23 protein-coding genes and 1 pseudogene are annotated in these 26,067 nt (G+C 58.4%); 14 read left to right on the forward strand and 10 right to left on the reverse strand.

Features of this window, described 5'->3' with window-relative positions; all coding sequences use genetic code 11:
• Positions 1 to 27: 27 nt before the first annotated feature.
• Both ACX80P_RS15320 and ACX80P_RS15325 read right to left on the reverse strand, forming a co-directional pair.
• Positions 28 to 489, reverse strand: coding sequence for a TnpV protein (locus ACX80P_RS15320; RefSeq protein ID WP_459278976.1), 462 nt, complete (start codon positions 487 to 489; stop codon positions 28 to 30).
• The gene (locus tag ACX80P_RS15325) at positions 489 to 1,178 is read right to left on the reverse strand and encodes a recombinase family protein (protein ID WP_459278977.1); all 690 of its coding nucleotides are present in this window, start codon (positions 1,176 to 1,178) and stop codon (positions 489 to 491) included. Before ACX80P_RS15325 ends, ACX80P_RS15320 begins: the two co-directional genes overlap by 1 nt.
• 588 nt (positions 1,179 to 1,766) lie before the next feature.
• On the opposite strand from ACX80P_RS15325, the gene ACX80P_RS15330 reads away from it, so the two are divergent.
• Positions 1,767 to 2,762 carry a PIN domain-containing protein gene (locus ACX80P_RS15330; protein ID WP_459278978.1) on the forward strand — a complete coding sequence of 332 codons (996 nt, stop codon included), beginning with the start codon at positions 1,767 to 1,769 and terminating at the stop codon, positions 2,760 to 2,762.
• 398 nt (positions 2,763 to 3,160) lie between these two features.
• Here ACX80P_RS15330 and ACX80P_RS15335 read toward each other — a convergent pair.
• Positions 3,161 to 3,709: pseudogene (locus tag ACX80P_RS15335) on the reverse strand (recombinase family protein); the annotation flags it as partial.
• A gap of 562 nt (positions 3,710 to 4,271) precedes the next feature.
• Here ACX80P_RS15335 and ACX80P_RS15340 point away from each other — a divergent pair.
• The 4 genes from ACX80P_RS15340 to ACX80P_RS15355 all read left to right on the forward strand — a co-directional run bounded on the left by ACX80P_RS15340 (position 4,272) and on the right by ACX80P_RS15355 (position 8,746).
• Positions 4,272 to 4,697: a hypothetical protein gene (locus ACX80P_RS15340; RefSeq protein ID WP_459278979.1), complete on the forward strand. Its 426-nt coding sequence runs from the start codon at positions 4,272 to 4,274 to the stop codon at positions 4,695 to 4,697.
• A 240-nt stretch (positions 4,698 to 4,937) separates the two neighbouring features.
• The gene (locus ACX80P_RS15345; protein ID WP_459278980.1) at positions 4,938 to 6,155 is read left to right on the forward strand and encodes an MFS transporter; all 1,218 of its coding nucleotides are present in this window, start codon (positions 4,938 to 4,940) and stop codon (positions 6,153 to 6,155) included.
• 454 nt (positions 6,156 to 6,609) lie between these two features.
• Positions 6,610 to 7,728: a PheS-related mystery ligase SrmL gene (srmL, locus tag ACX80P_RS15350; RefSeq protein ID WP_459278981.1), complete on the forward strand. Its 1,119-nt coding sequence runs from the start codon at positions 6,610 to 6,612 to the stop codon at positions 7,726 to 7,728.
• 7 nt (positions 7,729 to 7,735) lie between these two features.
• Entirely contained in the window at positions 7,736 to 8,746 is a 1,011-nt protein-coding gene (locus tag ACX80P_RS15355) for an IS481 family transposase (protein WP_459278982.1), read from the forward strand.
• A gap of 49 nt (positions 8,747 to 8,795) precedes the next feature.
• Here the strand turns inward: ACX80P_RS15355 and ACX80P_RS15360 are convergent, their stop codons facing one another.
• Positions 8,796 to 9,563: an Ea47 family protein gene (locus ACX80P_RS15360; RefSeq protein ID WP_459278983.1), complete on the reverse strand. Its 768-nt coding sequence runs from the start codon at positions 9,561 to 9,563 to the stop codon at positions 8,796 to 8,798.
• A gap of 66 nt (positions 9,564 to 9,629) precedes the next feature.
• Positions 9,630 to 10,499, reverse strand: a complete 870-nt coding sequence (locus ACX80P_RS15365; RefSeq protein WP_459278984.1) for a hypothetical protein — start codon at positions 10,497 to 10,499, stop codon at positions 9,630 to 9,632.
• 145 nt (positions 10,500 to 10,644) lie between these two features.
• Here ACX80P_RS15365 and ACX80P_RS15370 point away from each other — a divergent pair, with 145 nt between their 5' ends.
• The 3 genes from ACX80P_RS15370 to ACX80P_RS15380 all read left to right on the forward strand — a co-directional run bounded on the left by ACX80P_RS15370 (position 10,645) and on the right by ACX80P_RS15380 (position 14,081).
• A complete protein-coding gene (locus ACX80P_RS15370) occupies positions 10,645 to 11,184 on the forward strand; it encodes a GNAT family N-acetyltransferase (RefSeq protein WP_459278985.1) in 540 nt (179 codons plus the stop codon).
• A gap of 220 nt (positions 11,185 to 11,404) precedes the next feature.
• Positions 11,405 to 13,168 carry an AIPR family protein gene (locus tag ACX80P_RS15375; RefSeq protein WP_459278986.1) on the forward strand — a complete coding sequence of 588 codons (1,764 nt, stop codon included), beginning with the start codon at positions 11,405 to 11,407 and terminating at the stop codon, positions 13,166 to 13,168.
• 49 nt (positions 13,169 to 13,217) lie between these two features.
• Positions 13,218 to 14,081 (forward strand): hypothetical protein, encoded by an 864-nt coding sequence (locus ACX80P_RS15380; RefSeq protein ID WP_459278987.1) that lies wholly within the window; start codon positions 13,218 to 13,220, stop codon positions 14,079 to 14,081.
• Between the two features lie 647 nt (positions 14,082 to 14,728).
• On the opposite strand, the gene ACX80P_RS15385 is transcribed toward ACX80P_RS15380, so the two are convergent.
• Positions 14,729 to 15,004, reverse strand: coding sequence for a hypothetical protein (locus ACX80P_RS15385; protein ID WP_459278988.1), 276 nt, complete (start codon positions 15,002 to 15,004; stop codon positions 14,729 to 14,731).
• A 109-nt stretch (positions 15,005 to 15,113) separates the two neighbouring features.
• Between ACX80P_RS15385 and ACX80P_RS15390 the strand changes: the two genes are divergently transcribed.
• The 3 genes from ACX80P_RS15390 (at position 15,114) to ACX80P_RS15400 (ending at position 20,302) form a co-directional block, all read left to right on the forward strand.
• On the forward strand, positions 15,114 to 15,353 hold the full coding sequence (locus ACX80P_RS15390; protein WP_459278989.1) for a hypothetical protein: 240 nt from the start codon (positions 15,114 to 15,116) through the stop codon (positions 15,351 to 15,353).
• A gap of 209 nt (positions 15,354 to 15,562) precedes the next feature.
• Complete coding sequence (locus ACX80P_RS15395) at positions 15,563 to 17,692, forward strand: site-specific DNA-methyltransferase (protein WP_459278990.1); 2,130 nt, start codon at positions 15,563 to 15,565, stop codon at positions 17,690 to 17,692.
• A gap of 3 nt (positions 17,693 to 17,695) precedes the next feature.
• Positions 17,696 to 20,302: a DEAD/DEAH box helicase gene (locus ACX80P_RS15400; protein WP_459278991.1), complete on the forward strand. Its 2,607-nt coding sequence runs from the start codon at positions 17,696 to 17,698 to the stop codon at positions 20,300 to 20,302.
• A gap of 61 nt (positions 20,303 to 20,363) precedes the next feature.
• On the opposite strand, the gene ACX80P_RS15405 is transcribed toward ACX80P_RS15400, so the two are convergent.
• On the reverse strand, positions 20,364 to 20,678 hold the full coding sequence (locus tag ACX80P_RS15405) for a hypothetical protein (protein ID WP_459278992.1): 315 nt from the start codon (positions 20,676 to 20,678) through the stop codon (positions 20,364 to 20,366).
• A 1,505-nt stretch (positions 20,679 to 22,183) separates the two neighbouring features.
• Here ACX80P_RS15405 and ACX80P_RS15410 point away from each other — a divergent pair.
• Together ACX80P_RS15410 and ACX80P_RS15415 are read left to right on the forward strand one after the other, a co-directional pair.
• The gene (locus tag ACX80P_RS15410; protein WP_459278993.1) at positions 22,184 to 22,534 is read left to right on the forward strand and encodes a histone-like nucleoid-structuring protein Lsr2; all 351 of its coding nucleotides are present in this window, start codon (positions 22,184 to 22,186) and stop codon (positions 22,532 to 22,534) included.
• A gap of 31 nt (positions 22,535 to 22,565) precedes the next feature.
• Positions 22,566 to 23,048 carry an Lsr2 family DNA-binding protein gene (locus tag ACX80P_RS15415; RefSeq protein WP_459278994.1) on the forward strand — a complete coding sequence of 161 codons (483 nt, stop codon included), beginning with the start codon at positions 22,566 to 22,568 and terminating at the stop codon, positions 23,046 to 23,048.
• Between the two features lie 498 nt (positions 23,049 to 23,546).
• Here the strand turns inward: ACX80P_RS15415 and ACX80P_RS15420 are convergent, their stop codons facing one another.
• The 3 genes from ACX80P_RS15420 to ACX80P_RS15430 form a co-directional block, all read right to left on the reverse strand.
• Positions 23,547 to 23,924: a ParB family protein gene (locus ACX80P_RS15420; protein WP_459278995.1), complete on the reverse strand. Its 378-nt coding sequence runs from the start codon at positions 23,922 to 23,924 to the stop codon at positions 23,547 to 23,549.
• Between the two features lie 4 nt (positions 23,925 to 23,928).
• Complete coding sequence (locus ACX80P_RS15425; RefSeq protein WP_459278996.1) at positions 23,929 to 24,717, reverse strand: ParA family protein; 789 nt, start codon at positions 24,715 to 24,717, stop codon at positions 23,929 to 23,931.
• 156 nt (positions 24,718 to 24,873) lie between these two features.
• The gene (locus ACX80P_RS15430) at positions 24,874 to 25,497 is read right to left on the reverse strand and encodes a DUF6349 family protein (RefSeq protein WP_459278997.1); all 624 of its coding nucleotides are present in this window, start codon (positions 25,495 to 25,497) and stop codon (positions 24,874 to 24,876) included.
• Positions 25,498 to 25,828: 331 nt separating this feature from the next.
• Here ACX80P_RS15430 and ACX80P_RS15435 point away from each other — a divergent pair, with 331 nt between their 5' ends.
• Complete coding sequence (locus ACX80P_RS15435) at positions 25,829 to 25,981, forward strand: hypothetical protein (protein ID WP_459278998.1); 153 nt, start codon at positions 25,829 to 25,831, stop codon at positions 25,979 to 25,981.
• Positions 25,982 to 26,067 lie beyond the last annotated feature (86 nt).

Below are 26,067 nucleotides of genomic sequence, written 5' to 3' on the forward strand. Positions count from 1 at the left end.
AGCGGGTTTCTCTTTCACCTGACGGAGTTAGGAGGTCTGGTTGTAATGATCCCTCTCCGCGTCCCGGTAGGCGTCCAGCAGTTCCCTCTGCAGGCGAAGGGTCTCCTGGTTCGCCTCCCAGAGTTCCCTGCTCCGGCGGTCCACTTCGTCCTCCTCCGCCTCGTCGCCCTCGGTCTCCATCTCGTCCGGCGTCAGCATCTCGGCCCGGACTATCTCCTCGGCCTGATTCTGTGAGGCTGTCAGTCGTCCGTACTTCTGCAGGAACGAGTCGGTCATCGAGTCCGGTCCCGCTATCTCCCGGGTCAGTTCCTCGACCCTCTGCGCTGCTTCCTCGCCCAGCTTCCGGAACCACTCGTCCGGGTCCGGAATCAGCGAGTACTGGGTCGGGGCCGTCATCTTCCACGTATCCTGCGCGAACTTGCCGTACTTGTTCATCACGAACCTCCTCTGGTTGTGGGAAAAGAAATGCGTCGAGACTTGCCTGACCATCAATTTGGTTGCGCTTGCGCGATCGCGCCATCGGATGTCCCCCTGGAACCGGTAGAAATACTCATCCCACCGTACCCAGCACCACCCAAGCCATCAGATCGCAGCGCACGGGTAATCGTCGATTTACCCACTCCCAACCGTTCGGCGATCCACACCAGCGATCTCCCCTCTTCTCGGAGCCTTCTAGCCTCCGCAACGTCGTGCGGCTTCAGCTTCAGCGGTCGACCGCCCTTACCCGCCGCCACAGCGAGACCGACCTTCGTGCGCTCACGGATCAACTCGCGCTCCATCTCCGCCACGGACGCGATGGTGTTCAACATCACCTGACCCGTTGGGGTGGTCGTGTCGATGCCTTCGCCCAAGGACCGAAACAGCACTCCTCGCTCATTCAACGAATCCAGGAGTTCCACAAGGCCACGTACCGTTCTGCCAAGCCTGTCGAGCTTCGTCACCACAAGCGTGTTTCCCGGCTGCAGTGCCCGAAGACACTGATCGAGTTGTGGTCGGGACATCGTTGCGCCGGACTTCCCGATGTCTGTGTAGACGTCATAACAGCCGACGTCGACCAACAGCCGGCGCTGCGCCTCGACATTCTGATCCTTGGTCGACACCCGGGCGTACCCCAGCGAAACCCCTACTGGGACAAGCCGCGGCTCCTCGACGCCATTGAGCTGTTCAGCTCTCTCCAATTCCGACTCCTACCAACCGGGACCCTCCGCAGGAACCTGGAGGGTCGAAACCCGTTTCGACCTCTGCGCCGAGCATACACGTTTCGGACTTGGTTTTTGGGGCTATTTTCATGCCACTTTGGCGGTGTCATAAAGATGGCTTCTCAATTGTCGGGGCTGATCAACCTGGCGTTGAAGGGTTGGTGCGCCTCCTGACCAGATGTGCACGGCACAAGCTCCCCACGCTTCGCTGCTTGTCCCGCACACACCTGGACAGCAGGAACCCGTTGGCCCGCCTGCACACACCCACCACCTCACCGACATGGGAGGGCTCACCTCGGGTGAACGGTGGATGTGCACAGCCTTGTACCAGCGTGGTTACGAACAGCATGGGCTGGTCTCACCTAGGGCTAATAGAACTAATAGTGGCAATAGGGACACAACAGTCGAGGTCAGTTGTGGCCGCGGTGTCGGTCCTGTGGGCGAGTGGAGCCCGAAGGGTGGAGCTCAAAGTCGTCCACCTGCAGGTGAGCCACTACCTCGTCCTTCTACGCGACAGCTGTCCCGGAAATGGATCCTCCTACGGTGCAGCTGCCATAGGCTGACCTTGTGCTGCACCTCCTCTTCGATACCTCTACATGTCTCGACCTTGCGCAGCGTCGAGACGGGCAGCGCTGGATTGTCGCGCTGCGGGTGCTCATTCATCAGGGAGAGGTGAAACTGCTGGTCCCACCCGTGGTCATTGAGGAATTTGACCGCAACGAAGCCCGCGTGCAGGCGGCCATGACGTCCAGCATTGCGGCTCGGTTCAAACAAATTCGCCATGACCTCATGACCTACGGCAGCGACGATGATGGTCACGCCGTGGAGGTCATCGAAAATCTCGGCCGGCACCTCCCGCTCGTCGGCGCGATGACGACCCGGAACTTCCGCGAAATCCGTGAGCTCCTCGTTGCCGGTCAGATAGTCGAGCAATCGGAGGTCGAGACCAACCGCGTTATCGAGCGTGGGTTGAGAAAGGCCGCACCATTCCACAGCGGGAAGAACAGTATCGCCGACGCCGTCATATTCGAGCTTTACCAGACCGCCGCACAGGGAGCGGATCTCACGATGCACCCGCACGCCTTTATCACCACCAACCACACCGACTTTTCTGGGACGAATGGCGATAGACGGGAGCCACATGACGACATAGCGGATGCATTCGACGGAACCGGTAGTCGATACGCCCTCGGTGTGGACGGCCTCGACATAGTCCTGCGCGACCACTTTGGTGAGGAAATCGAGGAGCTCTTCGAGGAAAGTGACTTCCAAGAGGAGCCTCGGCGGCTGGACGAGATTCTCGCCGCAGAGACGGAGATGTTTGACCGTATCTGGTACCACCGGTCCTTACAGCACGATTACCGCGCCGAACGGGAAGGGGACGCAGAGGAGCTCGAGCGCCACCAGGCCATCGCTGGCCCCGGCCGCGCGCGCGTTGAGGCTACCTATACAAAGCCCGGGCAGCTCGGGCCGTACACGGACTTCGAGATTGGGATGCTGAACGGGAAGATGAGCGCGCTACGGTGGGTGCTGGGTAGCGAGTGGGACTTCCTCGACACCTGACCCGCCGTCTGTAAGCCGGTCGTTCACCGTTTGTGTTTGAAGCTTGAGGATCGTGTCGTTTCTCGAAGTTCTCTGCACTGCAAGCCGCGGGATTCCGGCTTCCGTGCAGGCGAGTGAGCATCTGGTTCTCGTACTCGCCTGCACCAACCGGTGAGTCGCAACGGTAAATGACCGCCTGGACGACCCGTCTGCCTAAGGGAGCACCTACCTGCACTGTGACCTAGAGGAAGTCAGGCTCATCCAGGTGAAGGGTTCAGGGGCGTAGCCGGTGCAGAGAGCAGGCTGTCGTAGGGGGCGACTGTAGGAGTCGCCCTGGTATCGGCGGGCAGACTCTCAACAAGGGCACGCAGTGTGCTTTCCCCGTCAGGATCAGTCTCGGGCTTCTGGCCGGATCCGGCGCGGAGGTAGGCGTACACGGTTTCGCGGCTGATGCCGTACTCACGGGCCAGTACCGCTTTGGGTACACCGGCGGCTGCCTTCTCACACAGTTCGATAGCCCGCTCCGGGCTCAGGGATCTGGAACGTCCCTTGTAGGTGCCACGCACCTTCGCCAGTGCTATTCCTTCTCGCTGGCGTTCTCGGATCAGGGAGCGTTCGAACTCAGCGAATGCGCCCATGACGTTCAGCAGCAGGGTCGCCATCGCATTGTCGTCCCCTGTGAACGTGAGCTTCTCGTGCACGAACTCGATCCGGACGCCTTTGGTGGTCAGTCGTCGCACGATGCCGCGTAGGTCCTCGAGGTTGCGGGCGAGCCGGTCCATCGAGTGAACAACCACGGTGTCGCCGTCACGGACGAAATCGAGCAGGTCCTCCAGGGCCGGCCGATTCTGGTCCTTACCCGACGCATGATCGGTGTACTTCCGATCGACGGCTACGCCATCGAGCTGACGGAGCGTCGTCTGGTCCAGACTGCTCACCCTGATGTAGCCAACTCGCTGCCCGGTCACCCAAATACCCCTCATCTGTCAGCTTTGACTCTAAGACCTGCGACAACTACTGTCCACAAACGAAAAAAATGATCCTATTCTGACAGTTTACGCCAAAGCATCTGACGTCCGGTATGGGTGTACCCAAACGCAACACCTGTTGGGCGGACCGCCTCTATGCCGAGAGTGTCAGAGACAGTTGGAAACTCGTGACCAAAATTGTGTGCCCGCCCCGGTCCCATTCACCCGCCTAACTACTACGATCAGCAGACGATCATCAGTTTCGTTTGGGGGAACAATGGAAGCGACAGCCAAAAAGTGCGTCCAGTGGGGCATCATCCTCATTGTGACCGGCGGATTCATGTTGGTACTCCTTCCGCAGCTGATGGGTGCACTTGCAGAATCAGTGGGACCGACGGCCTCTATCGGGGTCGGACTCGTGGACCTTGTTCTGACACTGGTTCGATGGGCACTGATACCGATGGGCACGACCCTCGTCGGCGCAGCTATCGTCATCAGAACGTTGGCCCCGGCGCTCGAGCGATCAAGGGAAGCTGAAGCCACGGACGCGCAGATCTAAACCATGTCGATCATGCGACGATCACCAGTCCTAGTGCTCACCGGGTTACTGGCCGGCCTCCTAATCACCGGATGCACCGCCGGAGACCTCGAAACGGAGAATCAGCCCCAACCCGCACCCACTGGCCCTGTCCCTTCGGCGGTTGCAGAACCTGTATCGGGCACCTACACGGGCACGCAGACCATCGAGCTCGGCGAACCGCCCGAGGACGCCACACACATCGGCGCCGAATTGAAGTGCCTGAGCGCCGGCACTCTGACTCTGACTGATGGCTTCGAGGTGATCTGCCAGGCCTCGCCAGGCACCACCACGGCCAGGTCCTCCTACGAGCTCCAACCAGGGCAGCACTCCGTGACCATTACCGCGACCAAGCCCGACACCCAGTACGAGGCAAAGTTCGTCTACGAAAACGGCCCATCCATCCGCTAACCCCTCACCCAAGAAGAAATGACTTAGTGCAGAGAAAGCGGTCAAGAAGCTCCGCGTGTATCGTCGATGTTGCTCTCGGTGTATCCCAACGCGACACCCACGTGTCCTGACCGAAACCCTCCGCGCCGGGTTCTGGCCCAATCGGTTCCGGACGAGCTTTCAGCCACCTGGAACGGCTAGTTATGGGGTCGCTGCAGTAGTGCTGTGGAGGGTTGGTCTCGTACGGCTAGGATCGAGCGCATGCAGGGGGACATTGCACGGGGCCGCACCCGTCTCGGATCAGCACTGGTCGCAGCAGGTCTCACAAACGGGCCAGCTGAGTTGCTCGATTTCCTGATTCCGCTCTGGGCCGGAATAGCCCTCGGCGCCAGTCCCGCACAGGTGGGCTTCCTCGTTGCACTGGAGATGATCGTCTCCGTCATAGCCCGCCCGATCGCCGGGCACCTTGCAGATTCCCGGAAACGCGAACGCATTGCCGGTCTCGGGGCCCTCCTGTATGCCTTGTCCTGCTGCGGATACGCAGTAGCCGGCTCCTTGCCTCTGGCGTACACGGCAGCAACTGTCGGTGGTATCGGCGGAGCACTCCTGTGGGTTTCGCTGCGAGCCATGGTCGGTGAGCATCTCCCACAGGATTCCGGTGTGTTCGCCCGGCTGATGTCCTTCCAGGAAACCGGGGTATGGATCGCTTTTGTTGCCGGCCTGATGTTGCTGGGGCAGTTCGATTCGTTTCCGGTGACCTTCTTCGCCGGCGCGGCGGCATGCGCGATAGGCGCCGTGCTTCTTTTCCTCAGCCCAGCACCCGCACCGTTGCGGTCAGCGGATAGACAGGCATCCACCACGCCCCAGGGGTCACGTGTCCTGATCGGTTCGCTGCGCCCGATGCTCATTGCGACGCTGATGACCGCGCTGGCCGAGACCATGATCGGGATCTTGCTGCTCCTGCATCTTCAGCGCGCGTTCGAGCTGGGTGTTATCGAAATCGCCTACATCTTCCTCCCAGGAGCGATCGCCATGGGAGTCCTTCCACCAGTGCTGCACAAGGTCGTCCTGCGCATCGGTCGGCGCGCCGGGATGATCGTCGGGTCCATCCTGAGCGGCGTCTTTGCCATCTCCCTGGCATACGCTTCCGGGCCCCTGATCATCGCCGCTCTATGGATTCTCTGCGGGGTGGCATGGGCGTTGGTGATGCCGATCGAACAAGCCGTGATCACCGAGAAGTACCCGCACCAGATCGGGGCAGCGATGGGGATCTACACAGCTGCCACGCTCATCGGCGCAGCTATCGGGGCCTCGTCCGCGGGAATGCTCTACGATGCCGCATCCTGGCAGCTCACCTGCTTCATCGCAGGAGGAGTGATCCTCTCCGGAGCCATCGTAGGTCCCTGGGCACTACGCAAACTCGGAGTAATGGATAAACCGCTCCACTCAGACTTCACCCCCACAACCAGCCACCAATAATGCCCACCAGCTTCGCGCCCCACAGCGGGATCGGCTTCCGTGCGGGCGGCGCTGCGCAGGGTGTACCCAAACGCAACACTTCGCGCACCAGTCTGATGTACGGATAGGGCGCCTGTGCGTGCATCTTCATCCTGCGGGGGTAAACGTGCGCTGCCCGGCCTAGCACAGGCCTGCACTGCTACTCCACTTCACGCTCGAGCGGTGAGGGACGGCTTACGGGCGTGCCGCACACACTTAGTTGTTGCTGGCCAGGAGGTTGTTGACGTTCGTCGCCAGAAAGGGGATGCACGGGTACTCTCGAACCATGCACAGGCAGCAGCGATTTTGGGACCCCCGGCCGGGTTATGGCCGCGGGGTTATCGACGCGCTCCTGTAGCGCAGCAGATCTCCGCAGGTACGGCCGGGGGAAGTTTTACTCCTTCAACCACCTGCCACCCTTTTTGGAGATCTCCACATGTCGAACGCCGACTATCTGACTTCTGACCAGCTCTGCCACGCGCTGAACATACGCGACCTCACTGATCCCGCGCAGGGCACACACGCCGTACAGGCTCTTCTCGACTCTGTCGTGAGTGCACTGCAACCTGAGCGAGGTCACACCGTCCGCTACGTGCGCAACTCTCCGGTCGTTCCCGTGCGTGAAAACTACGACCGCCTCGGTTACGATCCCGACGACGTCACCCGCGCCCGTCGGTACACCCGTTACATCAGCCCCACCGCGATGCTCAGAAGTCACACCAGCGCCAGCCTCCCGACTGCTCTCGAAGATTACGTAGGGCGAGAAGAGGTCGATGAGCTGATCGTGGCCCCGGGCCTCGTCTACCGGCGTGACGCGGTTGATCGTAGCCACGTGGGTGAGCCACACCAGGTAGACCTCTGGCGCATCCGCAGCACTTCGGATACTGCCGACAAGGACATGCTGATGATGATCGCCCGCGTGGTCGAGGCAGTGCTCCCGGGCGCCGAGTGGAAGACAACCAATGTCACGCACCCCTACACCGTTGGCGGCCGGCAGATAGACGTCCTCCACGAGGGCGAATGGCTCGAGCTTGCCGAATGCGGCCGCATCCATCCAGAGGTGCTTCGCGGTTCAGGACTCGACCCGGAACGGTGGTCCGGCCTCGCTCTTGGCATGGGGTTGGAGCGGGCCCTGATGTTACGCAAGAGGATCCCTGACATTCGCTATCTAAGGGCCGAAGACCCGCGCATTGCCGCTCAAATGCTGACTCTGGAGCCGTGGCAGCACGTCTCGCTGCTGCCCGCTTCCCGGCGCGACATATCGGTGGTCCTGGCAGAGGAAGAAGACGAGGAAACGCTCGGCGACCGTATTCGCATCGCCCTCGGCGACGATGCGAAGGTCATCGAGTCCCTTGACGTACTCAGCCGCACCACGCACGAGGAACTACCCGAGGCGGCGCGTGTTCGGCTCGGCACACAGTACGGCCAGGTCAACATTTTGTTGCGGATCGTACTCCGCCCCATTGACCGCACACTCACCTCGGATCAGGCCAACGCGATACGCAACGCCATATACCGGGCCGTCCATGAAGGACCGGTGCTGGAACTGATCTGAGATCGTCATGACTTCACGTTTGCACGCTAACGCGCCGCTCTCACCCGAAGGGCGCCGCCGATTGATCGAACGCTGCCGGACCCGACCGATCGCGCACGTGGCCGAAGAAATGGGGATTTCTCGCGCGACCGCCTCAAAGTGGGTTAACAGGTACAAGCGGTTCGGGGAACTCGGCCTGCTGGATCGCTCGTCTTCTCCTATCCGGCAACCTTCAGCGACGCCTGGCCAGCTCGTGGAACAGATCGAATCGATGCGGCGTGAGTACAAATGGTCAGCATCCCGCATCGCCTTCGAGCTCAACCAAAGCGGGACGCCGGTCAGTAGGCGCACCATCACCCGGCTACTTGCTCAGCTGGGCCTGAATATACGGAGATTCATCGATCCGAACGGGGAGACGAACCGCGAACCGCAACGCATTACCGCCAAACGCCCGGGCCACATGGTGCATCTCGACGTCAAGAAGGTCGGACGTATTCCCGACGGTGGTGGGTGGCGCGTACACGGCAGAGACAGCGCGGAAGCCAAAGCCGCGGCCCGCACGAAGACTCGCGGAGCGAAAACCGGATACATTTTCCTGCACTCGGCCATCGACGGATACTCCCGACTCGCCTACACCGAGGCACTATCCGACGAGAAGGCAGTCACAGCCGTCGCGTTCCTCGGCCGCGCGAAAGCCTGGTTCGCAGCCCACGGCATCACCCGGATCGAGCGAATCGTCACCGACAATGGCTCCTGCTACCGGGCCGCAGCTTTCCGCGATGCGGTCGGTTCCAGCCGCCACCAGCGCATCGCCCCCTACACGCCTCAACACAACGGAAAGGTCGAGCGATACAACCGGATCCTCGCCGAAGAATTCCTCTACACACGCACCTGGAACTCGGAAGTCGAACGCGCTGCCGCAGTCAAAATCTGGAATCTGCACTACAACTACCACCGGCCACACGGCGCGCACGATGGGCAACCACCTGCATCTGCGACCACATCACGCGTTAGCAACGTCATGGCCTCCTACACTTAGTCGGCAAGGAGTTCCGTGCTTGAGGTGCACGAACTTACAACTCGTGAAATCAGGATGTGTTCCCATACCACCCCCATTTGGAAGGCAGGGATGGGTCTATATCACTTTCGAGAAGGACCATGACATCAGCAAGACCGTCCTTGCTAAGAAGATATTCATCGTCAAGGTTTCCGGCCTCGATTGAGTACAGACGATGGGCTGCAGCTAGCATTTCGTGGGAGCGAATAGACCCACGCCTGGTCATAGTCAAAACGTCCTCAGTCTTGCTGATCTCAGCTACGTTGTACTGGCGCCATACACCGTATTCCTCGCCCCAAGCAGAGTGTTCCTCATCAAGAAACATCTTGCCCAGATCGGTACCGATAAACCACCTCAACAGACGCTCACTAGGGGCGTCATGCGGGAGCTGTTGGGCTACGGAAAGTTTGTGTCGGCGCCACCTATACATCCCAATATGCACCAAGCTTCCATCGAAGATTGCCTGTTGGTGAAGGGTAACGTTACGTGCTCTTGCAAGAGATTTTAAGCAAGGATCGTTCTTGAATGAATCTCGTACCTGATTCCATCGCTGTACGTCGCCGCGTTGCTCAATCTCCTTTTGCAGAATTTGCTGAATCGAACTCACTGACGCTAGGAACGCGTTGAGATTGTATCTGAACGCGCGAGGATCGTGGTACTCCGCTTCTAGGCGACGGTGCGCAGCGAACGTTTCCATCAAGCGGTCTTCTGAATGAGGCAGAGGGCATTCGATATTGTCTTGAACGAGCTGGCAGGAGACCATACCGAATGATATCCAGATCGAGCGGCTGGAGCGCATCTGGGTTCATGGGTTAGCGCTTGACGGATAGCGAGATCTGGAGCGCCGGCAGCTCCAGGTCGGCAGCTACCTCGCTGTGAACAGCCTCTTGGTCACAACATGCAGCTCAGACGATGGACCGGTGAAGCTTGAGCCTGTGTGGTTGGGGTTGCGTGAATGCTTGTTACGAATTACTCGTGCTTTATCGAAGACCTCGCAGGCATTATTAAGGGACACCGCCATGGCTAGCTGATTGGAAGTGAGCTGACCGCTGAGAGTCTTCGAAATTCCGTCGTCATCATGGGCTTCAAAAAGGGTAAGAAACTGTTTAGCCCACGGGCGCCCATGGGCCGCAGCAGAGCACATCTGCCAAGTCAAACGAGAAGCCGGCAGAGCGAAGACTTCGGCCGCAATCTCTATTATTTCGCTCACATGGAGCGGCTTCTTGACCACAGCCGTGGTCAGATTATTTCGATCCATTACCTTCTTAAGTAGAACTAAGCGTTCCTCGTCAAAATCGGCGTTTTTATCAATCAACCTTGTGGCGCGCCTTTGATCCCATAAATTCTGGTACTCCAGATGCAGTGCCCTTCGCGTAACGAATCGTGGATCAGCATCTTGGAGGATCCAAAGAGCAGTTGAGGCTGCTTCAATGGAACCTCGAATCAGGGTGTACGGCGCGAAGGTATGTTGAGCTTCGGCATCAGCCAACAGGGTTTTTAGCGCATGCAGGTGATCCACTGCGGTGTGGAGCAGGTATCCGATTAGGTGCGAGACTTGGTGGGGCTCAGTCAGTGCGTCCGCATCGTGTAGGACTGATCCGAAACCAGCGTCCCAAGCTTCCTGCCCAGATCGGTGCCACTGCTCGATTCGTTTGAAATCGAATTTCATGCCCGCCCATGCCAATTCGGATTCACGCTGGGTCAGCTGCTGAAAGTATGTCTCTCGATCACTCATCCATGTTCTCCCCAGCCGCTGTCACTCTTCCGCATACCAACCAAATCTACAGGGACCCTGACAGCCTGCCCGTAAGCATCGATCCTCCTATAACCCATTCGCTGTTGAGGATTCGAGGCCACTGGTGGGCCGATAGGTTGGAGGCATGAACCAGTCCGCGCTGCGTCTGCGGCCTCTGCAGCACGCGGACGCAACTGTCCTGACCGCATGGGGCAGGGATACTCGGTTCTGTCAGCACACCGGGTGGACTGTAGCCTCACCGGTCGCCCTGCATGATTTCTGGGTACGACAAGTTGAGAACCCGCCGGACGATCTGATCCGGTTGGCAGTGGAGGAGCCCACGACTGACGAGCTGGTTGGGTACGTGGATCTTCACGGGTCGGACCCGGGAGTGAAGGAGCTCGGGTTCGTGATCGGTCCCTCGCGCCGCTGGGGGCAGGGGTTGGGGCGACGCGCCACCGAAGCCGGCCTAGCGTATGGGTTCGATGGCCTGGGGCTGGAACACATCTGGGCGGAAGCGCTAGCCGACAACACTGCATCGGTCCGGATCCTGCGCTCCCTCGGAATGCAGGAGACGGGATCGGGCGGGCCCGGGGTGTTCCTGGGCGAGGACAGCTCCTACCTCCAATTCCGTATCGACCGACCCGAGTGGGCGCATGAGTGGCATGCCAAGCTAACGGGATGACAACGTCCGGCGTGGGCGTTCGTCAGCTGAAGGTGCGCTGGAAGGCCCCACGCTTACAGCTCGAGCACGGGTGATGAAGCACAGTCCCACTGAACCGACATCGCGGTCCGCACGTTCCATAAACCCTTCGGGAGAAGTTTGCTGCGTGGCAGGGGGACGCACCTCCACAGCGAGCCATCGCAGTACCCCGATCCAAGCCGGAAAGCGCTAACGTACATTCATGCCACTTACTGCTGATCAAGTCATTGCGAAAGACAACTTCGCTGCGTACAAGGCCTCCCACTACCCGAAAATGTCCGACGATGACGCGTTTGAGCGGTTTGCAGTAGGAGAGGTCGCCTTGCGGCAGTACGGCCTCAACCCCTCGCAAATCAAGAGCGGAATGGTCGGCGCGAAACACGATGGAGGCATCGATAGCCTTCATGTTTTTCTTAACGGACAAGAATTAGTCGCGTCCGACTCCATACGCCTAGGAAGGAGCAGGAAGGCTCTTGAAGGCTTGCAACCGGGGCTGATGATGGATGTCATTGTTGTGCAGGCTAAGCATGAGTTGAACTGGGACACCAATGTTTTCCCGAAAATTGAGAGCACACTCAAGGAAATCCTTCAGTCGAATCTCACGGCTAGTAATCTTCGGGGCATTCCGCTTAATGACGACGTCGTCGAAAAGGCTCTCGCACTGCAGAAGCTTCGCGAGAGGCTCTCTATGCTCGCCCCTGTCATGCGATTCACCGTCCGCTATGTTACTTTGGCGTCCAAAGTTAACCTAAGCGACTACGAGGAGACGAAGCGAAGGCAACTTGAGGAGTGGCTTTTGACGAAACTGCCCTCAGGCAGTACGGCCGTCGTCGAGTATGTCTCCGATGCAGACGTGGTGACTCAGCTCCGGGTTAGCAACGACTTCACCGCCAAGCTCATTTTCATGAAAGCTCCAGTCCGTGTCGGCCCCGCACTTGTTGGTCTCGTGAAGATTGAGGACTACCTACGGTTTTTGCAGAGGGACGGCGGAACTGTTATACGCGACGAACTGTTCGCCGTGAACGTTCGCGATTATGCAGGCGACAGCATCAGCGTGAATAATGCCATCGCAAAGACCCTTTCGACCAACAGCCCGACCGAGTTTTGGTGGCTGAACAACGGAATCACAATCATTGCTGATAAGGCATCTGATCCCGTGGAACTTGAATGGGTGACAACCAACCCTCTCATCGTCAACGGCCTTCAGACGTCGCACGTCATACATGCCCAGGCACTCGCCAAGACCGTGACAAAAGAGCGCCTCGCGCAGCCCGTTCTCGTTCGCCTCATCACGGAGTCTGATCCGGACGTTCGCGAGGCAATCATTGCAGGCACCAACAATCAGACCGCGATCGCCAGCACCCAACTGCACGCCAATGAGGAAAAGCAGAGACGAATCGAAGAGTACCTTCGGACGGCGAACTGGCACTATGAACGGCGCCGTTACCAGTACCGCGGCTCATCGGTGGCTCCGGCCAGAATTCGAACCGTCACTGACGTTGCGCAGGCCACCATGGCATTCAGGCTACTTGAACCTGACACGGCTCGCGCCCGCCCCGGAACCCTACTCGGGACGAAAGCGGGATGGAACAGGGTTTTTGACCCGGATGGATCAGAGGAAATATACCTCAAGGCCGTGAAGGTGGCAGATGCAGTTGACACCTACCTGGCATCTACAGCGGCGAAAGCAATCGCTGACGATGCGACCAACTCGCGCCACTACCTCGTGGCTGCATATGCGCTCCGGTCAAGTGGGGTCAAATTACTGTCTGACTTCGATAAAATTCCAGTCACCTCTCTCAAAACCTCACCGAGCCAGACACAGCTAGTGGAGCTTCAAAAGCTTCTTTACGCAGAAGTGGCTAAACTTGATGACGGCAAGATCGCCCGTGATCAGATCTTTAAAGGTGCCAAGCTGAAGGTTGCATTCTTCACTGAAATCCTAAAGTTGAACGCGAAGAAGTAACGTTGCACGTTCTCAACTCCTGGAATCGAGAAGTGGTGACTGCACAAAAATGATACCGCGACGGTTAGATCACCTTGTATCCCTTAGCAATGACGAACGTTTTCCAATTTTAGGGGAGGGTCTTGAGAAACTAGGTGAGCGTGTTACTCACCTAGCCGCCTCTATCAGAAATCTGCAGGATGCTGATGATGTTGTCGCTGCAGCTGCGTTGGATGTGATTTGCACCGAGGAAGCAGCTAAGGTGCTTATCCTGCTCGATCTTGCAAGGTGCATGCACCCGCAAAAGCCTTTCACGAGGGGGTGCAAGTACTTTTACAGTCACCTAGCTCGAGGAATATACGCTCATGTCCATGAGGGTAATCCGGCTGATTTCGCCGAAATCGAGCGCTACGTGGCTGCGCTTCGTCCAAGCCACTACCTGGATGGGCCGAATGACGCAGATTGGATTTTTAGAAATGACATATTGCGCGGTCGTGAGTCCGCACTATACGTTGATTTTGAGGAATCCCAGCCTGGCGAATTCGAGTGGAGCGGGGCAGACCAAGAGTCACTATATGTCACCGGGCGTCTTACGAGTCTAGTTCTCGCACTGAGAGTTTCTGGGGTTCTGAGCGAGGCCGGTGCACGAGCAGCTGCCAAAACGTGGAGGAACGCACGTTTCGATGGGTCAACGCGATGGGAGTTTGCAAGGGATCGGGCGCTGCACGTTCTTGCCGAAGTTGCTCCTCAAGAGCATGAAGAAATTCCAATGGAGCTGAGGGAGGCCTGGCACACCGTGATGAACAAATGGACCTTCCCAGTTATCCAGCTAGATTTGACTTTGGACGAAGTATCCATTGACGAGATGAGTGTGCAGCAGGCGCGTCACTACAACAAAATGATGATGGACGAATACGGGGCTTACGACTACTGACAAGAGGAGTGGAAGGTGCAAACCGAGGCAAGGTGCCGGACAGGAAACGGCGCCGCTGTAATCAGTCACGGTAGGCCTGGGCAGGAGGATGCGGTTGGACAGATCCATCAACGGATGACCACTGACGTATCATCCGCACTTGCCCGGCTGCCTGCTTTCCTCTTGCTACCAGAAAGCAGGCGTACTCGGGTGCCAGCGCAGCTTGCTCTGAGAGCTTGCTGGTGACGCGGCATGCAGTCGCGCACCTTCCGCGCTTGTAGCGCGTGGGATGCAAGTTAAGGCCACTGGGTAACTTTTGTGCTTGTTACGAGGTCGACGAGCGTACCGACCGTGTCGGTGATTGTGGCGATCCCCTGCTTAGTGGCCGCTTTTGAGCATTTTTTGCAGCCGCTTAGGAGGAACCAGGCACTGGACACCCTCGCGGACTGCTGGCCACATAATGTGGTTTCGCTACTGGATTTCAGGGACAAGTGAGTTGCGGTGCCACCGGCTGTGTCGACCACCATGACGTCTCGAGCGCGTGTCCAGACCGGTCCGTACGCCTCATTGACGAGGACGTTGGGCACGCTATTACGAATGGTGACCTATTCGGGTCCGAACATGAAGTCATCCTATGCGGGAGCGCAATTTTCCTCTGCTCTAGCCGTTCAAGCATTGGCGAAGTTTGCTCCAAGGTAACGAATGACAACGATGTCGCCGTCGAACTCCCAGAGGATCATGTGGTCTGGGTAACCCGCAGCAGTTTGCACAAGGACCTTATAGAGGCCTCTTGGTCGCAAGTACGTTCGCGTGAGGTATGCCTTATGAGGCTCCGTCTCCAGGTCGACAAAGACTTCATCGACCGCTCTAGCGAGGTGCCAATCGTCGCTTCTCAGCCGCTGAAACTCATCATCCGGGTCGGGATCCAACTCTAGTACGGCCATGTACCCACTGTACCACTTACCCAGATTAGGCACTTGGGAAAGTGGGTTTCTTGCCATAGACTGGAGACTCGCAAAGAGGTCGAAGGTTCGACCACGAGGAGCCACTACCATGAGCGCACAACTGATTGAGCTGGATGATCGATTCCGTGGAAGCCTAGGGAAAGTTGCTAAGCACCACCGGTATCTAGTGGAGGAGGAGCCCGATGGCGTCCTTATCTTTAGACCCGCCGTCATCCTCACCGAAGACGAACTTGCCCTGGAACGAAACCCAGAGCTGATTGCTCGAATTGAAGAAGCTAGGAAGAACCCGCAAGCCCGCAGGCCCAGACCTGCTCGCTTAGCAGATTGAGGGAAAGACCCTGCGAAGGCAGGGTCTTTCTCCTCCAATCAGGCTCGATCACCGGCGCGTGATGAGTCAAGTGCGGTTCATCGCTGTCCAACCGGTATGTTGGCAACGGCAGTAGTCAGCGGACTAGTCGTGTGCGATCCGACAGATCCACCGTTCTGCCCGGCCCCAGCATCGGGGTTGATGCCCCCGTTTCATGGAGCCGTTCCCCTATGTCCAAGTTGACCGATCTGCTGCGCCAAGTTGAGCGCAAGGATCCGCAGCTCGCTGCTGACCTCGACCGAGAGTACAAAGCACTATCCTCCCGTCGTGCTTTCGGTCTGAACTTTGAGCGGCACCACCCTGAGAGCACAGAGATTCCAGGACGCGTGGTGCGTAAGGGCGATAAGGTCCGGATTCTGCCACCCCGTCGGAGCCTCGAATCTGGGAGTAAGGCCCTGTGGGTGGTTCAGGCTATCGAGCGCGTAGACGGCCGGCGAGTGGCTCGTCTTATGGAGTACGGCGTCGAGGCCCCAAATATTCGAAGCGCTGACACTGATGATCTTGTCGTTGTGTCTGTCTTCCGGGACTACATCTATCCCGGCCTTGTGCCGACGGGGACGGTAGAACGAGGCGGAGACAAACCGCATCACACTGTCATTAAGGGGGAGAACTTCCATGCCCTCCAGGCGCTGAGCTATACCCATAAGGGGAAGATCGACGCCATCTACATCGATCCTCCGTACAACACGGGAGCCAAGGACTGGAAGTACAACAATGACTATGTGGAGGGCGAAGACATCTACCGCCACAGTAAGTGGCTTGCCTTCATGGAGCGCCGTCTTCAGGTGGCCAAGGAACTGTTGAATCCCGAGGACTCCATTCTCATCGTGACGATTGATGAAAAGGAGTACCTGCGGTTGGGGCTGTTGCTGGAGCAGGCCCTGCCAGAGGCGCGGATTCAGATGACGACCATTGTCATTAATCCGAATGGTGTCGCACGTGGTGCGGAGCTAGCTCGCGTCGAAGAGTATGCCTACTTTTGCTTTTTCGGTGCCGCAACACCATCGCGGCTAGAAGACACCATGCTTGATCAAGGCGTGAAGGTGGTAAAAGAAGGAGTTCGTTGGGAGTGGCTCATGCGAGGTGGGTCGAACTCGCGACGAGTGGACCGGCCGAATCTTTTTTACCCGATCTATGTTGATCGAGCCCAACAAGTCATCCGCGAAGTGGGAGAGCCTATCCCTCTTACCAGCGACCGGTTATCCGTTCCTGATCGGCCAGGTCTCGCGACTCTTTGGCCTGTTCGCAGCAACGGCATCGAAGCCAACTGGCGGACTTCTCCTGAGTATTTACGCACCCTCCTCAGTTCTGGCATGGCCAAACTGGGTGCTTATGACGCGAAGAACGATCGGTGGTCCGTCCTGTATCTTGGCAAGGCCCAAATACGGCGTATTGAAGCTGGCGAGATCAAAGTCGTTGGCCAGGCCGCTACCGGTGCACTGCAGCTCGAACAAGCAGCTGACAGTACCTTGATGACCCCGAAAACGGTGTGGAACCGATCGCGGCACTCCGCCGGAGAGCACGGGTCACGGATGCTACGGGCGCTCCTGCCCGATCGCTCTTTTCCCTTCCCTAAGTCCCTGTATGCCGTCGAGGACTGCCTGAGGGTCGCGGTCAGGGACAAACCGAATGCAGTTGTTCTCGACTTCTTTGCAGGTTCTGGGACAACAGCCCATGCGGTCATGCGTCTGAACCATCAGGACGGAGGCAATCGCCAATGCATCTCGGTGACCAACAACGAGGTTGGCGCCGATGAGCAAAAAGGACTCCGAAAACAAGGACTCCGACCCGGCGACCCGGAGTGGGAGCAGTGGGGCATCTGCGATCACATCACCATGCCTCGCCTCGATGCGGTAATTACGGGCAAAACTCCCCAGGGCGAGCCAGTCAAGGGTGACTACAAGTTCACCGACGAGTTCCCCATGTTTGAGGGGATGCAAGAAAACGCGCGGTTCTTCGCACTGACGTACGAGACGCGCACTGAGGTGGCTCACAACAAAGCGTTCCGCCAGATTGCCCCCTTGCTATGGTTGCGCGCCGGCGCCACAGGGACGTGTATCGATACCGAACCTTCTACCGGGTGGGTGGTAGCGGAGGCTTACGGCGTGTTGACCGATCTAGACGTCACCACCGCATTTGTCGAGGCGGTGGCGGACATCCCCAGCGTCAAAATCGCGTATGTGGTGACCGATGATGAGCGACGGTTCCAATCTGTAACTCGACGTCTTCCAGAAGGCGTTGAAGCGGTTCGGCTCTACGAGTCGTACCTGCGAAACTTTCAGATCCGGAATGGAGGCTAAGTCATGCGGTTCACTTTGAAGGACTACCAGGACAAAGCTGTCGCCGAATTACTGAGCGCCCTCCGGGATGCCCGAATGTACTACGAAGGCTCAGGGCGGCCTCAAGCTGTGACGCTGACGGCCACCATGGGCGCCGGTAAGACAGTCATCGCATCGGCGCTGTTGGAAGCGCTTTTCACGAGTAATGAAGATCTGAACTTTGAAGCCGACCCAAAAGCCACGGTGTTGTGGTTCTCGTCCGACCCTGCCTTGAACGAACAGTCTCGGTTCCGGCTGCTCGAGGCTACGGACATGATTCCCTACAGTGACCTGGTTGTCGTACCGACCACGTTCAACCAGCGCACTTTTGACCCCGGGAAGGTCTACTTCCTTAACCACCAGAAGTTCTCTCGTACATCCCTACTCGTCAGAGGATTCGAAGACCGCCAAGGTGAGATCGCCCTAGAAAATATGCCTGAAGGACGCGAGTACACCATCTGGGACACGATCCGAAACACAATCGAGGACCCGGACCGCACCCTCTACATGTTCGTGGACGAAGCCCATCAGGGCATGGGCCAATCCAAATCTGCAGCAACGGCCCACGAGTCGATCGTGCAACGCATCATCAACGGCCAGCAGCACACAACGCCGAGGATTCCGCCCGTACCGATCATCCTTGGCATCACCGCTACTCCTCAGCGCCTCCACCAGACGTTGGAGACATGGGAGGAGCGCCTTGTAATCGACCGGGTGAGAGTTAGTCCGGTCGATGTACAGAGTTCCGGGTTGCTTAAAGACACCTACGTCCTCGACTCGCCGGCGGAGACGGGAGCATTCGATAAGGTTTTGCTACGCCGCGCCGTAGATCGCTTGCGCGAAATGACTGCAGCATGGGCCGACTACGCCCAGATTGAGCAGGAGAGCGCCGTCGTAAAGCCACTCATGATCCTGCAACTGCCAAATACACCCAACTCTGACGAAGTTGGTGCGGCACTAGACACCATTTTTCAACAGTGGCCTGACTTAGCAGGAACTAACGTCGCCCATGTGTTAGGAGAACACACCACCCAACGGTTCGGCTTGCACGAAATCCCTTACCTCAGCCCTGAGGAGGTTCAGGACAATGACTGGTGTCGCGTGTTGATCGCTAAGGATGCGATTAGCACGGGCTGGGACTGTCCTCGCGCCGAGGTCATGGTTTCCTTCCGACCAGCCTCGGATCGGACTCATATCACTCAGCTATTAGGCCGAATGGCACGCACTCCCCTGGCTCGTCGTATCCCCGGAAATGATCTGCTGTCGAGCGTCTACTGCTTCCTGCCCTACTTCGCTCCCAGTACCACCCGTGATGTTGCTGACGCACTTACCTACGGGGACGACAACATGCCCGTGGTCCCCGGACGGCGAGCCCTAATCGACCCCACCGAAGTCACATCCAACCACATCAGCCAGGACGTATGGGACGTATTTACCTCCCTGCCCTCCATAGCCCTACCCAAGACGGTTACAAATCCGGTCAAGAGGTTGACCTTACTGGCGCATGAACTAGCCGCGGACCACATCCTGCCCGCAGCGGGCGCCCAAGCCCATGAACTGATGCATCATGCCCTGGACGGGGCCGCAGCCACACATCGCACTGCAGTCGAGCAAGCGCTGGTTGAAGTGAAACGAGTCGAAGTCAGTGAGTTGTTTGTGGACAGGGCCTCAGGTGCTCGATCGACAGGTGCTTACACAGCCGAAGCTGACGAGGCAGTTATCGAGGAAGCGTTCCGCCGCTCCAGCCGCGTTTTCGGCAAAGCTGTATCGATGAGTTATGCCTCCTACCTTGCTGAGCAGGACGTCTCGGCACACGATGACAGCGATGAGGTGGAGGCCTTGATTGAAGCTCAGGCACGAATAGCCGCAATGTCTCGAGTACCTGCAGTGGTGGAGAGCTTCAACCGGCGAGCTGAAGAGTTAGCCGATGGTTGGTTTACGACCTACCGCGTGCCTATCTCAGGGCTGTCGTCGACTCGGCAGGAGGAGTACCGCAAGATCAAGCAACAGGCGCGTACCTCACAGTCTGTTTCTCTAGCAAAGCCGGAACGCTGGTTGGTTCCCTCGTATGAGCAGATTGGCAGTGACGAGGCCACACGCAAAGAACTGCCGCGCTACCCCAAACACCTACTGATGCCGGCAACTGGCGACTACCCCGAAGACTTTAAAAGCTCGTGGGAAACAGACGTACTGCACCTCGAACTGGCACGCGAGAGCCTTATTTGTTGGTACCGAAATCCCGGCGTCTCCAAGCCTGAGTCGCTGGCCGCCGTCTACACCGATAGCGACAGCCAAGCTCTGGTCCGACCAGACTTCATCGTCTTTGACCGCACCGGGGATGGGCAAGTAGTCGCCTCGATCGTTGATCCTCACGGGCACCACTACGGGGACGCCTTACCCAAACTGCGTGGGCTCTCCAACTACGCCGAGCAGCACGGGAATCACTATGCCAGGATCGATTCGATCGCCAAGATTAATGGACAACTACGCGTCCTCGATTTGAAGGACGCGAACGTTCGAACAGCTATCGCCCAAGCGACATCCATCGAGATGCTCTACAACGGTCAGCAAGCCTTCAACTACCAGGGGTGAGACGACAAGCGGTCCGGTGCCGGAGGCGTCTCTTTGCTAGCCAGTGGGCTTCAGCGCGTGTTTACAACTTGTCGATCCAGGTGTCTTCCTGACGGGTGTCCCACGTTGAACCACCGACAGTGCGGGCGACATCCGTCCGTGCTCTAAGGACAGTCAAGACTCGCCGCGCCTCCACAGCTGATAAGTCACGCAGCTTGTTCACTGGACGTACCGTGGCCGATTCAATGAGTCGTTGCCGGTCATCCATCGAAGCTACTTCCAGACGCTCAAATTCTGCTCGGATCTGGGTGATCTGGGTATCCGTGATCGGGTATTCACGCTCTGGTTTAGGCAGGTCCGCTTCCTCAACTGCGACCTCAAACAACGAATCACTCATGACGCCCAGTCTAGGTCTCTAGCCAGGAAACGGTTCTTTGGCGACACCATGGGAGGACAGCCATTCAGGCCGATCTAGTTGTTCCTGTGCTCGCGTCGTCGCTGAGCTCGACGCACCATGTCCTCAAAATCCTCCGTCGGTGCTGATGCCGTCGAAAAACCAGGCAACAGCAACCACTTCTCACTGGGGATGAGGTGAAGATACGAATCGCTGATCCTGCGGCACGATGGACAGGCGAAGTAGGTGCGGGCCCGACTCTTGTATTGCTCCGCCTGTGTGCGACCTAGAACCGCTAACGGAAAAGGCTTGTGAAGCTGGGCATGCCACCGCTCTACCACTCCTCTAATCTCCGGCCGGTCCTCAGGCCGCCCCGGTTTAGGGGAGTATGCGCGGATAAACCTGTCGGGGTCCTGCACTGACCAAACGTAGTAGGCATCGCCGCATCGGTGACAGCGCACACCGACTACCCATAAGGCCTGCCTATTGTCTCTCGGGAAACGCACCTTCGGATGGACGGACCCGGGATTGAATGCCGAGCGCACGAAGGTGGCCGCGCGTTGTTGCTTCTTCCTTTCCTCCTTGGATACCTGCTGAATCCTTACAGACTCTCTCTCTTGAGACTGTTGCTGAGCCGTCGCACGTTGCTCGTGTTGGTACCGCGGATCACCATGGGTCCATGGGCGGTCATTCTCGAGATAGAACAGTATGCGCGACCGCAGCGTTGTGCGCCTGCCGGTGGAACCAGTACTCAACTCCGTAAGGAGCTCGTCAAGGTCTTCTGGTAGCGGAGAAGATTTTCTGAAGCCTGTGCTGATCAGTGGAAGCCTCGGGTATGCAGCTGGTTGATGGGGGGTAATCCATACTGGCAGCGCGCCAGCGTCGAACCGCACCTGACTGCGCTGCTCAAAATCAGGGTCTCCTTGCTGCGTCAGCTGCACCTCAAACACGATTCGGCGTCCGCTGTCGGACACTGCTAGAACGTCTGCCACCCATTCCCGACTTGGCCCGGGATACTCAACCAGTGCTCGCCATCCTGGCTGTGAATCGATCAGACGTGCAATTGCTTCCTTCATCATGCGGTGTTGAGGAGTTTCGTTAAGGTGAGGTTCGTTGCATTCTAATGTGGTGTGGTGCGCGAAGAACCTGCGTCCCCGTGAGCTAGTTTTAGCTGTTGCTCGAATACCGCAGCCAGGGAAAACCAAGGACGCGTAGTCATCACTCGCGCGTAACCCAGACCACTGCTGGCCGGTGAGTTCCAACGCATTGACGCGTTGTCCCCGTAGAAGTGCAACAAAGGGCATTTCGCCTTCCCCCTTTCAGCTTGTGGAAATTCTTACATGACCCTCCGACGTTTGTACCCATTCTGGGCGCGGGAATGACTGAAGGATCCTTATGGCATGCGGTGCTGCTCAGCTGAAGCAACAGAAGAGCGGCCTGCGCACGTGGCCCGCGATAGAGTTGATGGCTGGGGTTCATCATGTCGGACAAAAATTTGGGAGTGGCAAATGGCACAGCGTGTACAGATTGACCTGATCGACGACCTCAACGGCGAAGTAGCGCAGGAGACCGTGCGCTTCGGTGTTGACGGCACAGAGTACGAGATTGATCTGACGACGGAGAATGCCGAGAAGCTGCGGTCCGCGCTGTCGCAGTACGTTGATGTTGCCCGTAAGTCGTCCACTGGGCGCAAGGGGCAGAGCGACCGAAGTGGACAGCGTGGGACCTCTACGAGCCGGGCGAAGCGTGACGAGGTACAGAGAATTCGCCGGTGGGCGCAGGACAACGGGCATAACCCCAGCTCGCGGGGCCGGATTTCACAATCGATCGTGGATGCCTACAACGAGGCCAACAAGTAGCTCTCCCAGCCTGGACGGGACGTAGCCGATCATGAGTCGAGCACTCGACACCCTCTTCGCTGACTTGCCGTCACGGCTTAGTGTCGATCAGCTCACCGACGTTCTTGGGCTGTCCGACAAAACGGTGACGTACCGGTGGCTGCGCGATGGAAGAATGCCTGCCATCCGTCTCGGCGGCACGTGGATTATCTTCCGCGATGACATCAAGGAGCACCTTGAGAAGAACTACAACACCAACCCTGGGTTTGACGGTACCCCTCCCCCACTCACGGACGAGAAACAAAACTCCCCGACGGTGCCCGAGGACGACGGTTCTGACGACGCCTCTGATCAGGAGCGGGGACCTGCATCAGAGGCTATGAGTGAGGACGACCGGCCGGCGGGAAGTGCTGGTAGTCGGCGTGAGGAGCTCCAGCGCATCCGTGAATGGGCGAAGAACAACGGTTACGAGCTCAGTTCCCGCGGCCGGATCTCGCACTCGATTGTCAACGCCTTCAACGAGGCACAAAAGTAGAGCCTGGCTCGGTTCCGGTTCCGGTTCCGGTTCCGGTTCCGGTTCCGGTTCCGGTCGCAGCCGTGGCGAACTGGAGGCCAGGCGGGCAGCTCACCCCGAGCGAGCGGTGGCCGTGCACAGCTTCGATCTAGCGGGAGGGGATATTGCTACTATTAGGGGCATTCGAACTATTCCGTAGAAGCGAGCTTGTCGGTGACGGCTCGTACTGTCCGTGAATAGTTCAGAATAAGCACTACGCCGACTCCTACGCTCGACAGTTAGATACTCCGATCGAGGAGTTCGTCATGCGCGAGGAGCTGGTTATGCTCACCGCGGCAGAACTCGACGTCCACGGTGTCGAACTGGACACCGGCTTTGGCAGTCCCAACAGATCCTTCGTCTTCGTGCATTGCCAGCAGTCTTCTGGCTGGATGTACAGCGGGAGCGTCATTGATCCGTCCCCCTTAGACACAATAGGTTTATTAGTACTAATAGTACTAACTACGCACAAGGGTTTCCTCAGTCCAAAGGGCGTCCGAGGCGACCACTTTTAGGTGCAGCTCCTTTGTACGGACGACCGTTGTTGTACTTCTTTTCGAGCCGTTCGAGTTCGGCTTCCATCACAGCGGCATGGAAATCCGAGAAGCTGCGATGGTCCTCCAGATGGGCCGTCGCTTGGAACGCTCCCCTGACTCTCGCTGCCAGCTCGGCGTCCTGGTAGTAGGCGACCTTCGTCTTCTTGCTCGATGGACTGGGTGCAGGCGACTGAACTCGAGGAGCTGATGTCGTCGTTGACGGAGCCTGTTCGGCCGGAACGCTTGGTTCCGGTTGCGTTGCTGCGGTCACCGGAGACGTGCCGGCCAGCGTGGACTTACGGGGTGCTGCGCGGTTAGCCATGGTGTTACTTCCTCTCCATTAGTACGTCGAGATAGCTGTCATACAAAGCGGCGAGTTCCAGCCCGTCAGCTCCTAGTTCGTCGAGTCCTTGTGCTGCTTCGGCTGAATCGGCGATGATCGCACGTTTAGGCATTGGCGGTTGCAGGAGTGGAAGGCCCCGGGCTGTAGTGGCTTCTTGGATCTGCTCTGCCCAGTGGGCTCCCCCGATGGTGCGCGACTCGTGCTGGTTGACGAGGATGCCTGCGATGCGGAGCTGGGGGTTATAGTGCGCCTGTACAGCGGCGATGGTGTCGAGGAGCTTGGCGAGCCCATTGGCGCTCCAGAGCTTCGACTGGGTAACGACCACGACTCCGGTAGCTGCGGTGAGGCTGTTAATCGTGAGAGTGTCCAAGCTCGGCGCACAGTCGATGAGGACGAGGTCGTAGTCGTCACGCACTTTATGCAGGGCGTCTTTCAACCTGGCTTCCCGCCCCGCCCCGGCCACGACAAGTTCGTCGCGGACCACTCCGAGCGTCTCCCCTGCTGTAGGGACGACGGACAACCCATCCCAGATACCGTCGATGACGACGTCGTTAATTGTGTCTGACGCTCTCGCGCTGAGGACGTCAGCCAGGCCCGCGGCATCGTCTCCTACCTCCTCTGTCAGAACGCTCGTGATGTTGCCTTGTGGGTCAGCATCGACCACGAGGACCCGGAGGCCCTTGGTGACCGCGCTGCGGGCGAGATGGAAGGTTGTCGTGCTCTTGCCCACTCCCCCTTTCTGGTTACACAGGGCGAAAATTTGCGCGACCATAGTTCTCCTTCGGCAGGGGCATTAGTGATAATAGAACTAATATACACAACAGTACTGCTGGCGTCATCAGAGGTATTAGGGATCGAGCATTTGAGGCCCTCAGTAAAGTCCCCACCACCTGATCCGAGGCGGTGGGGACAATACTACTATTAGTACTTATTGGGATAGGGTTCCTGCGTCGTAGCCTCCGAAGGGGGAGCGGCCGGGGACGTGGCGGGTTCCCATGGGCTGGCGGAGTGTTCTGACGGGAGCTCCCTCGATCTGCCACTCGGTGGGGTAGTCGTCGGGAATTTTCCATGGGCCGTCTTGGCCTTTGCGGGTGATGGTGGGGAGGTTCCGCCATCCGTTCCAGCAGTGGTCGAGGTGTTCCTCGACGGCGGCGTTCTCCCTGGCGTGGATGCCGGTGACGTGGCCGCATCCTTCGCAGTGCATCCGATAGAGCAGGTCACCGACGCAGGAGCATGTGGCGGGGTAGTAGTGATCGCAGCGGGTGTCGGCACTCATCAGGACGGTGGGGTGGCCGCCGGCGACGGTGCGGTTGTTCCCGAAGTCGTATCCGCTGCAGTGCCACAGGTGGGACTTGCCCCAGATTCCGAGGCTCCCGTGTTCGATCCTCCAGCGTTCGCAGGCTTTGTGGTGCTCTTCGGGTGTGTAGGGGTCGACGGTGAAGCTGAAAGGGGCGGTGATGGGCTCTGCGAGGGTCAGGAGGTCGAACATGTCGAGCTGGTTGTTGATCTGAGGGGTGATCCGGCTGGGATGTGAGCGGGTCGTGGTGGTCATGGTGTGGTTCCTCTCCATCGCTTTTTGCTGCTGGCGGGCTTGTCTCGCTGCACTCCGCGAAGGGCTGTCGACCCGTAGGGCCAGGGGCCCAGAAGTTTTTCCAGGAAATAAGCGCAGCGCCTGGGAAAAGTTGTGGGTGCGTGGCGGCGTAGCCGTAGACAGGTCGGAGGGAGTGCGTACGCTCTTCGGGCAGCTGCAAAAAGGTGTTGATCGTGGAGCTGAGCATCAGCGAAGTGCTGCTAGTACCGCGTAGTGGGACTGGTCGGGGAAGTACTGGGGCCGGTCGGTGTCTCGGCTGCTGGCTGTCGGTGCATCTGGGTAGAGTCGGCGCGTGCTACTCACGGGAACGATCCGCCGCGGCGATGACATCAACACGATCGACCACATCGGCGCTGAGGACGCCGATTACGCGGCCGCGCGAGCAACGTTGGTTGACCGCCTTCCCGACGGGTACAAAATCATTGCGATTTGGACGGACAAGTGACCGCTGAACAGTTGTGCCCCGCATAGTGGTGTAGCGCGGTTGCCCGGGTCGTCATGGTGATGGACATGGACGCGGCCACCGCGTGA

The organism is Arthrobacter arabinosi (assembly GCF_054511115.1).

Excerpts from the sequence above, each read along its gene's own strand:
- ACX80P_RS15320 (WP_459278976.1), bottom strand. The coding sequence starts at position 489 with ATGGTCAGGCAAGTCTCGACGCATTTCTTTTCCCACAACCAGAGGAGG.
- ACX80P_RS15340 (WP_459278979.1), top strand. The coding sequence starts at position 4,272 with ATGTCGATCATGCGACGATCACCAGTCCTAGTGCTCACCGGGTTACTG.
- ACX80P_RS15345 (WP_459278980.1), top strand. The coding sequence starts at position 4,938 with ATGCAGGGGGACATTGCACGGGGCCGCACCCGTCTCGGATCAGCACTG.
- srmL (WP_459278981.1), top strand. The coding sequence starts at position 6,610 with ATGTCGAACGCCGACTATCTGACTTCTGACCAGCTCTGCCACGCGCTG.
- ACX80P_RS15355 (WP_459278982.1), top strand. The coding sequence starts at position 7,736 with ATGACTTCACGTTTGCACGCTAACGCGCCGCTCTCACCCGAAGGGCGC.
- ACX80P_RS15360 (WP_459278983.1), bottom strand. The coding sequence starts at position 9,563 with ATGCGCTCCAGCCGCTCGATCTGGATATCATTCGGTATGGTCTCCTGC.
- ACX80P_RS15365 (WP_459278984.1), bottom strand. The coding sequence starts at position 10,499 with ATGAGTGATCGAGAGACATACTTTCAGCAGCTGACCCAGCGTGAATCC.
- ACX80P_RS15370 (WP_459278985.1), top strand. The coding sequence starts at position 10,645 with ATGAACCAGTCCGCGCTGCGTCTGCGGCCTCTGCAGCACGCGGACGCA.
- ACX80P_RS15375 (WP_459278986.1), top strand. The coding sequence starts at position 11,405 with ATGCCACTTACTGCTGATCAAGTCATTGCGAAAGACAACTTCGCTGCG.
- ACX80P_RS15380 (WP_459278987.1), top strand. The coding sequence starts at position 13,218 with ATGATACCGCGACGGTTAGATCACCTTGTATCCCTTAGCAATGACGAA.
- ACX80P_RS15385 (WP_459278988.1), bottom strand. The coding sequence starts at position 15,004 with ATGGCCGTACTAGAGTTGGATCCCGACCCGGATGATGAGTTTCAGCGG.
- ACX80P_RS15390 (WP_459278989.1), top strand. The coding sequence starts at position 15,114 with ATGAGCGCACAACTGATTGAGCTGGATGATCGATTCCGTGGAAGCCTA.
- ACX80P_RS15395 (WP_459278990.1), top strand. The coding sequence starts at position 15,563 with ATGTCCAAGTTGACCGATCTGCTGCGCCAAGTTGAGCGCAAGGATCCG.
- ACX80P_RS15400 (WP_459278991.1), top strand. The coding sequence starts at position 17,696 with ATGCGGTTCACTTTGAAGGACTACCAGGACAAAGCTGTCGCCGAATTA.
- ACX80P_RS15405 (WP_459278992.1), bottom strand. The coding sequence starts at position 20,678 with ATGAGTGATTCGTTGTTTGAGGTCGCAGTTGAGGAAGCGGACCTGCCT.
- ACX80P_RS15410 (WP_459278993.1), top strand. The coding sequence starts at position 22,184 with ATGGCACAGCGTGTACAGATTGACCTGATCGACGACCTCAACGGCGAA.
- ACX80P_RS15415 (WP_459278994.1), top strand. The coding sequence starts at position 22,566 with ATGAGTCGAGCACTCGACACCCTCTTCGCTGACTTGCCGTCACGGCTT.
- ACX80P_RS15420 (WP_459278995.1), bottom strand. The coding sequence starts at position 23,924 with ATGGCTAACCGCGCAGCACCCCGTAAGTCCACGCTGGCCGGCACGTCT.
- ACX80P_RS15425 (WP_459278996.1), bottom strand. The coding sequence starts at position 24,717 with ATGGTCGCGCAAATTTTCGCCCTGTGTAACCAGAAAGGGGGAGTGGGC.
- ACX80P_RS15430 (WP_459278997.1), bottom strand. The coding sequence starts at position 25,497 with ATGACCACCACGACCCGCTCACATCCCAGCCGGATCACCCCTCAGATC.